We start from the raw sequence: 6842 nt of genomic DNA on the forward strand, positions 1-6842 counted from the left end.
CTTCAGTTTTTCGCGTAATTCTGCGCTTTTCGTAGTTAAAACATTTTTCTTCGAACGTATTTTTTTGAACAGAAGCAAACGGAGGAAACGGAGAAAAAAGAATCTTCATACCTTGTTTATTTGGCGGTCTGATTGAAATCTGCCAGTGGCGGATAAAAAATTATTTATTAACTACGAAAGACGCTAAATTTCGCGAAACAGGATGAAGAATAATTTCGCGCCATTTCGCGTATTTCGTAGTTACAATAATAACGGTTTTAAAAGTTTAACTACAGATTGCTCAGATGGGCACAGATATTGTAATTATGAAACCACGGATGGACACCAAGCGACACGAATCATGAGGTAGGGACCGATCGCAGACTGTGTCGGGTCGAAGCTTTCAGCGTAGCCTGAGCGGTCCGATATCATGGAAGGTTGGTTCGTTTATTACCAATCAACTTCAAAGATGCCATGCTGGGGTTTGGCGTTCCCGGGGGGAATGCGGTTTCAGGTTTCGGGTCTGATTCTTGGAATGGTTAAATGATTCTGTCATAAAGAAAGGAGACAAAATCATGGGGAACAGAATAAAGGAGTAGGCTCTGTCCCTAAGGATTGAGAAAGCAGGAAGTACTCGCCGCTCCTTCGGTTGTCTCATGCCGGATGGGCGGGAGTCGATTCGTGTGCGCCTCGTCGTTACCCAACCCACCCTGGATAACCTCTATCAGCACATCGTTGTCCGGTTGATTGAGCATGGTAACCACACGATAAAAGTAGGCGCCCTCAAACCGGTGCTCATCCACATACCTCAAAAAGTTCCCTGCTGTGACTGGCGCATCCTCCTCATACACTGCTATGGTAATTACGCCTAAATAAGTGACCAATTGAACGTGGGTGTTAGACTTAGTGCATCCGACAAAAACGAGAGCGACTAGCAAGGCACTCACGACCGAAAATCGATATAACGGGTATCCCATCGAAGCCGGTGAATTCATAAGTTTCGACAACGGTTAAACTCGTCCCTGGTAACTACTATCGCTCGTGCTAACTTTAATGGAGTCGTCCACTTTGATGAACGCAGGCGTGCGGACTTCCAAGCCGGTTTCGGTAACCACCATTTTTTGTACGTTCCCTGAAGAGTCGCCTTTAATGGCCACTGGCGCCTCCACCACTTTCATTTGAACGCTCAACGGAAGATCGATCATCATCGGTACATCTTCAACCATCATAATATTGTACTCCAATCCTGGCACCATGTATTTCCTGGCGTCACCGATGATCTCCGCACTCAGTTCTATCTGCTCGAACGATTCCAGGTCCATGAACGCAAATAAACCCTGGTTTTCATAGCTAAACTCCATTTTAACGCTCTGGTTATGCATCACGTTGAAGCTGTCGCCGGCGTTGGTCCGCACATGCACCACTTTATTGGTTTTCACATTGCGCAGTTGCATCGTGCAAAAGGAAGTCAGGTTGGGCGGTGTATGAATGGTCCGTTCCAAAACGAAACAAGGTTGCCCTTGATATTCGATTACATTGCCGCGCGATATTTTGTTTACCTGAGTATTAGCCATGATCCTGTGTGTTTTAAAAAGTAGCTGAAGTAAGCAGCGCAAATAACTGGTGTCCAGCCATGAATTATGGCTACTCCGCTCGAATTATCGCTCCGGTGAATATCAGCGCCTTTTGTTTACTCAAATACCTCGCCCAAACAAAGCACTCGGTGAATCAGACGGGCGATCCAATGCCTCACCATAAAAAAAGCTCTAATCATCCAAAGAAGAAAAGGCATCAACGAGTACTTCAAACGGCATGACGACACAGCACGAGATTTAGCCGTTAACCATCCTGAAAATAAGGTTCAGCATAGTGTAGGAAAACTATTTATACAAAACTACCAGGACCGTCCCGTTCGGCTCGTCTTGTTCAAATAGCAACAAAGCGAACTCTGGTTAGGAACCCTGACGCACTTTCTTTGGCAGATAGGTTCCGGCTATATAGATCAATGAACCCACTAAAGCCCCGAGGGACATGATTCGGAACATAAAAACATAGCCGACATTTTCCGCCAGGTAACCACTAAGAGCGGCGCCGAAGAGTTGACCGAGCATGCGAACAGCCAGGTAGTAGGAAAGGACGGTCGCTTTGTGTCCTTTCTTTGCCAAGGAGGATAGGTAAACGATGGCGGCAACTTCGATACCTCCCCAACAGAGACCGTGAAACATGATGGGGATCCAAAGCATTTCTACCTGACCAATAAACGAGGTAACAACTACACGCAGGGGTTGAGCCAGAAATGCAAGGGCAAGAATGTGTACGGGATTAACGTGATCAATCCACTTACCAATCAGAGGCAGCGAAACAAGAGCGACCAATCCCATCAGCCCCGATAACAAACCGAGTGAGCGGGTACTGGCTCCCAACTCGCGCGCATAGGCTGAGAAAAATTGATGAACAGGTGGCTCAGCCAATGCGACAAAGAAGAAGGCGATGAGAAACAGCTTAATCCCGGGATGTAATCCACGAAAACCAAGCGGCGCCACTTTCGGAGGGTTGGTATCCGGTTCAGGGATTTGGAGGACTAGAGGGATGGATAAAAATATAAAGAGTGATCCCACTGCGCTGATAGTGGCGATGTCATTAAACAATAGCGGTAACCCCATAGCACCGACGGTAAAACCAAGGGAACCAAACGCGCGATAAATACCAAAGCTTCTTCCCTGACGAGCTCCACCAAATGCTTCAACCGCCAGCGTAGGCATCATCCCGATAATCATGGGGACCAGAATAGACTTCAATACAGAATAGAGTACAAACTCCCAGACATGCTCGCAGATGGAGAAGTAGAGCATAAGCACGCCGTAGCCAATTGAACCCCAAATAATGAAAGCCTTATGTAGATGATTGCGGTCGGCCAAGCGGCCAAAAAACAAAGAGCTTATGATGAATATCCCACTACTGGCTCCTAAGATAAGGCCAATAGCGGTTTCGCCAATGCCGACGTCTTTCATGCGCACAGCTTCGAACACAAACAAAATCCCAATGCCTGCGATTTGCATCATGCAGGACATGCGAAGAATCCAGTTTAAATTCATGGTTATGTTGGGCTGCAAGCACGGCATAGAAAAGGAATAGCTATCTAAAAAGCGACCACCAAAATGTTATTTATGTGTATTAACCTGGATACCTTCCGGCCTTGAAACGGTCCTTTTTAGATAAGACCTTGCAATCCTATGAGGACAAATAATCTTGTTAGAACTCTGTTCCGCCTTTGGTGGATCAAGGGACCCCAGGGAGCGATGTTTAATATTTAACAACGCTTTGTTTGATAGTGCTACACGCCAACAGGATCCAGCAAAGCTGGAAGAGCCCAACGATCCAACGCCGGGACATCAACCCACTCCGCGGGCCTCGACGGCGGAGTTAAATAGCCACAACATCGCAAGCAAGCGTACCACAAAATTACCATCCTGACAGAATGCAAAATTGTGTTGGCAGAAAAATAAGATGCATGGTCTAACTAACAGGATGAGACTGAAGGATAAGGTGGCATTGATCACAGGCGCCGGGTCAGGTATCGGACGGGCAAGCGTGAAAAAGTTCTTGGAAGAAGGGGCGAAAGTCGTGGCCTCGGATATCAACGAGAATGCCCTTTCGGACCTCAAAACTGAGTTCAGCGCTATTGAAACGGTGACTGGGGATGTAACCATTCCAGCCGATACTGAGCGCATGGTTCAAACGGTGCTCGATGCATTTGGGCAAATCGATATACTGGTTAACTCCGCCGGGATAACTCAAAGAAACGTGAGCGGCGATGCCAGTTTCGAGGAGCGCTGGGATACCGTGATGAAGGTCAATGTGAAGGGAACAATGCTCATGTCTCATGCCGCAGTGGAAGTCATGCGGAAAAGCGGAGGTGGCTCCATCGTCAATCTTGGCTCCATCATGAGCTCCGTGGGTTATCCGACGGTTTTGCCCTTCACGGATGGATTCAATGCATACCCAAGTAGCAAAGGTGCGGTAGTTCAATTAACCAAAGACATGGGGGTTCGGCTCGCCAAGGATGGCATTCGCGTAAATGCCGTTTGCCCCGGTTTCATTTATACCGCCCTGACAGAGAACGTAACCAAGATTGAGGAGATTCATAAAACCATGAGCAAACTTCACCCGTTGGGCCGCATGGGCCAAGCGGAAGAGGTGGCAGGCGTAATCGCGTTTCTTGCCAGTAATGAAGCATCGTTCGTGACTGGTGCAGCGTGGATGGTCGATGGTGGATATACGGCTCAGTAGATATCTCAGAACAAGAAACTTGATCCCAACAACGTAGACTCGAATTTTTAAACAGAAGCAAACGGAGAAAACGGAGTAACGAGCCGCCAGCTGAACAATGGTAGAGCGGTTGTAGTTCGCTTCACTCTCGACTTCGTTTTTGAGTTGGCCCAAAACCGCAGATTGTAAGACGGCTCGCTCGGCGATCAAGCCCTACCCAGATTTCATCATTCCACGCTTTTTGATACTTTTCAAAACCATTGCCGAAGAAAAAATACTTCGCTGAAAACGCCCTTGCTTACCGGGGTGTGAGGTCATATTTTTCGGACACACTATGAAAAAGTTCACAGCGCCCCTACCCTGGATAATATACATAGTACTCATTGGTTTTATTTCGGCCCAATCCAAGTCTGATACTCCCACAACAGTTGGCCCACAAAAAGGTTCGCTTGTAATAGTAGGCGGTGGCCTATTGGACACGTCCATCCTGGAAAGGTTTATCGAATTGGCTGGAGGTAAGGACGCCCCCATCGTGGTGATTCCAACTGCCTCCGGAGAATTTTCGCCAACCAGTCTTGAACAGAAACTGGATATGTTTAGAAACCTAGGTGCAACCCAGGTGACGCCTCTACACACGACCGATCCGACCGAGGCTAATATGGATTCCTTTGTAGAGCCGTTGAAATCAGCCAAAGGCGTGTGGTTTGGCGGAGGTCGGCAATGGCGTCTGGTGGACTCTTACAAGGGGACCAAGGTCGAAGAGCTTCTTTGGGAAGTATTGGACCGTGGCGGCGTCATTGGTGGAAGTTCAGCCGGAGCATCGATTCAAGGATCGTATTTGGCTCGTGGAGACACCAGTGGAAATCAGATCATGACGGGGGATCACGAAGTGGGTTTTGGTTATCTTCGAAACGTAGCGATTGATCAGCATCTCCTGGCGCGCAACAGACAATTTGATATGTTCACCATCTTGAAACAGTATCCACATCTTCTCGGATTTGGCATAGACGAAAATACGGCAATGCTGGTCCAGGGTGATGAATTTGAAGTTATAGGCCAAAGTTATGTCGTCGTTTACGACGGAACATTCTGGTCAAGTGAAGGGTTCAGCCAAAAACAAATTCCAGATAGTTCCTCCTCGTTTTATTTCCTCTCGCCTGGCGATAGGTATAACCTTGCGGAAAGAAAAGTGATTAGTAGAAATCGTTAATTCAAAATAATACTCGTTGATCAGAAAAATACATCTCCTCCTGGCATTATTTCTCACACCTTGGGTTCTCATGTACGCAATGAGTTCAATCGCGATGCAGCACCGGGAATTATTTTATGGCTCGAAGAATCGGGTAGCACCCGACTACAAGATGGTTGAAGAAGTCACCTATCAACAAAACCAGATTGAAGGCTTGGACTCAGAGGCAGCTGGCCTGAAGATTCTCAAAGACCTGGACCTGGAAGGTGCGCACAGAACTCGCGGAACTATCGAGAGTGGGCAAATCGAAATAACCCGTGATCGACCCATCGGTGCCTACCGCATAATTTGGTCCGCTGAAACTGAAAAAGTAACGGTGGAGAAACAAGAATTCGGTATGACTAACTTCTTGGAGATGCTTCATCGACGACGTGGGTTCAATCAACCTTTCTGGGCCAACGATGTTTGGGCCGTGATTGTCGACTTTGTGATCGTAGCCATTCTTGCCTGGGCGTTCACCGGCTTGTGGATGTGGTGGAAAATGAAGCCGACTCACAAGTTGGGTACGCTCAGTATGATTCTGGGATCGATGTTGTTCGCATTTTTTATCTTCACGATTTAGCAGCAGATGAAACCCCATTTCCATCACATCAATCGCCGCCTGCATCTCTACCTGGGGATGTTTTGCCTACCCTGGTTTATTATGTATGGGATCACCTCCATCGCTTTTAACCACAACTCGTGGTTTAACAATGGCAACGGACAAGCTGAAGGTGAATGGAAGGAAACGGCCTCATGGCAGTGCACCGTCGAGATTCCTGCAACGGGAGAAATCCCCAAGGATGTAACCCGTGCATTGTTGGATATCGCGGAAATAGACACCAACGCCTTCGGAGGCTTCAGACAAGCGCCCAACCGAATGATCGTTTATTTGCCGAACTTCACGAAAATGAAACAGCTCATTTACCACATGGATGAACAGAAGCTGGTGATGCAGGAAAGAAAGAAGTTTTCCCAGCAATTCCTAACTGGGATGCATGCACGTGGAGGCTACGGTCATGACAGTTTCCTCAATGACGCCTGGGCATTCGTAGTGGATGTCGTCTGTTCGGCGTTTGTGCTCTGGGTGATCACCGGAATGATCATATGGTGGACCATAGGCAACATGCGGGCATGGGGAGCTGTAGCTCTGATCGGTGGATTTCTGAGCTTTGGATTGTTTATGGTGTGGCTGTAAAAACAGTAGGAGCGATCTACGCCGCGATTGGTTCAGGATCTCCACATCCCAAAGATAAAATAGTGTCTGATAAAGCTAGTGTAGTGCGTCAAGCAGTCTGTAACATATCAAGCTTTGCTCGAGCACGCTTTACTTTTTCCAGAATGTCCTTCGCGCTGGCGGTCCAGA

General features: G+C 47.6%; 7 protein-coding genes. 4 read left to right on the forward strand and 3 right to left on the reverse strand.

Annotated features, from left to right (window positions below):
• Window positions 1-587: 587 nt before the first annotated feature.
• From O3C43_12645 to O3C43_12655, 3 genes are all read right to left on the reverse strand, one after another.
• On the reverse strand, window positions 588-974 hold the full coding sequence (locus O3C43_12645) for a peptidylprolyl isomerase (GenBank protein ID MDA1067342.1): 387 nt from the start codon (window positions 972-974) through the stop codon (window positions 588-590).
• Window positions 975-989: 15 nt separating this feature from the next.
• Entirely contained in the window at window positions 990-1553 is a 564-nt protein-coding gene (locus O3C43_12650; GenBank protein ID MDA1067343.1) for an elongation factor P, read from the reverse strand.
• Between the two features lie 378 nt (window positions 1554-1931).
• Window positions 1932-3074, reverse strand: coding sequence for an MFS transporter (locus tag O3C43_12655; protein ID MDA1067344.1), 1143 nt, complete (start codon window positions 3072-3074; stop codon window positions 1932-1934).
• A gap of 433 nt (window positions 3075-3507) precedes the next feature.
• On the opposite strand from O3C43_12655, the gene O3C43_12660 reads away from it, so the two are divergent.
• From O3C43_12660 to O3C43_12675, 4 genes are all read left to right on the forward strand, one after another.
• Complete coding sequence (locus O3C43_12660; protein ID MDA1067345.1) at window positions 3508-4269, forward strand: SDR family oxidoreductase; 762 nt, start codon at window positions 3508-3510, stop codon at window positions 4267-4269.
• Window positions 4270-4582: 313 nt separating this feature from the next.
• Complete coding sequence (locus O3C43_12665) at window positions 4583-5458, forward strand: cyanophycinase (GenBank protein MDA1067346.1); 876 nt, start codon at window positions 4583-4585, stop codon at window positions 5456-5458.
• 16 nt (window positions 5459-5474) lie between these two features.
• The gene (locus tag O3C43_12670) at window positions 5475-6059 is read left to right on the forward strand and encodes a PepSY-associated TM helix domain-containing protein (protein ID MDA1067347.1); all 585 of its coding nucleotides are present in this window, start codon (window positions 5475-5477) and stop codon (window positions 6057-6059) included.
• A 6-nt stretch (window positions 6060-6065) separates the two neighbouring features.
• The gene (locus tag O3C43_12675) at window positions 6066-6674 is read left to right on the forward strand and encodes a PepSY-associated TM helix domain-containing protein (protein ID MDA1067348.1); all 609 of its coding nucleotides are present in this window, start codon (window positions 6066-6068) and stop codon (window positions 6672-6674) included.
• Window positions 6675-6842 lie beyond the last annotated feature (168 nt).

The sequence above is a fragment of the Verrucomicrobiota bacterium genome (genome assembly GCA_027622555.1).
Taxonomy (GTDB): Bacteria; Verrucomicrobiota; Verrucomicrobiia; order Opitutales; family UBA2995; genus UBA2995.

Coding starts and splice junctions, on each gene's coding strand:
- O3C43_12645 (MDA1067342.1), bottom strand. CDS start 974: ATGAATTCACCGGCTTCGATGGGATACCCGTTATATCGATTTTCGGTC.
- O3C43_12650 (MDA1067343.1), bottom strand. CDS start 1,553: ATGGCTAATACTCAGGTAAACAAAATATCGCGCGGCAATGTAATCGAA.
- O3C43_12655 (MDA1067344.1), bottom strand. CDS start 3,074: ATGAATTTAAACTGGATTCTTCGCATGTCCTGCATGATGCAAATCGCA.
- O3C43_12660 (MDA1067345.1), top strand. CDS start 3,508: ATGAGACTGAAGGATAAGGTGGCATTGATCACAGGCGCCGGGTCAGGT.
- O3C43_12665 (MDA1067346.1), top strand. CDS start 4,583: ATGAAAAAGTTCACAGCGCCCCTACCCTGGATAATATACATAGTACTC.
- O3C43_12675 (MDA1067348.1), top strand. CDS start 6,066: ATGAAACCCCATTTCCATCACATCAATCGCCGCCTGCATCTCTACCTG.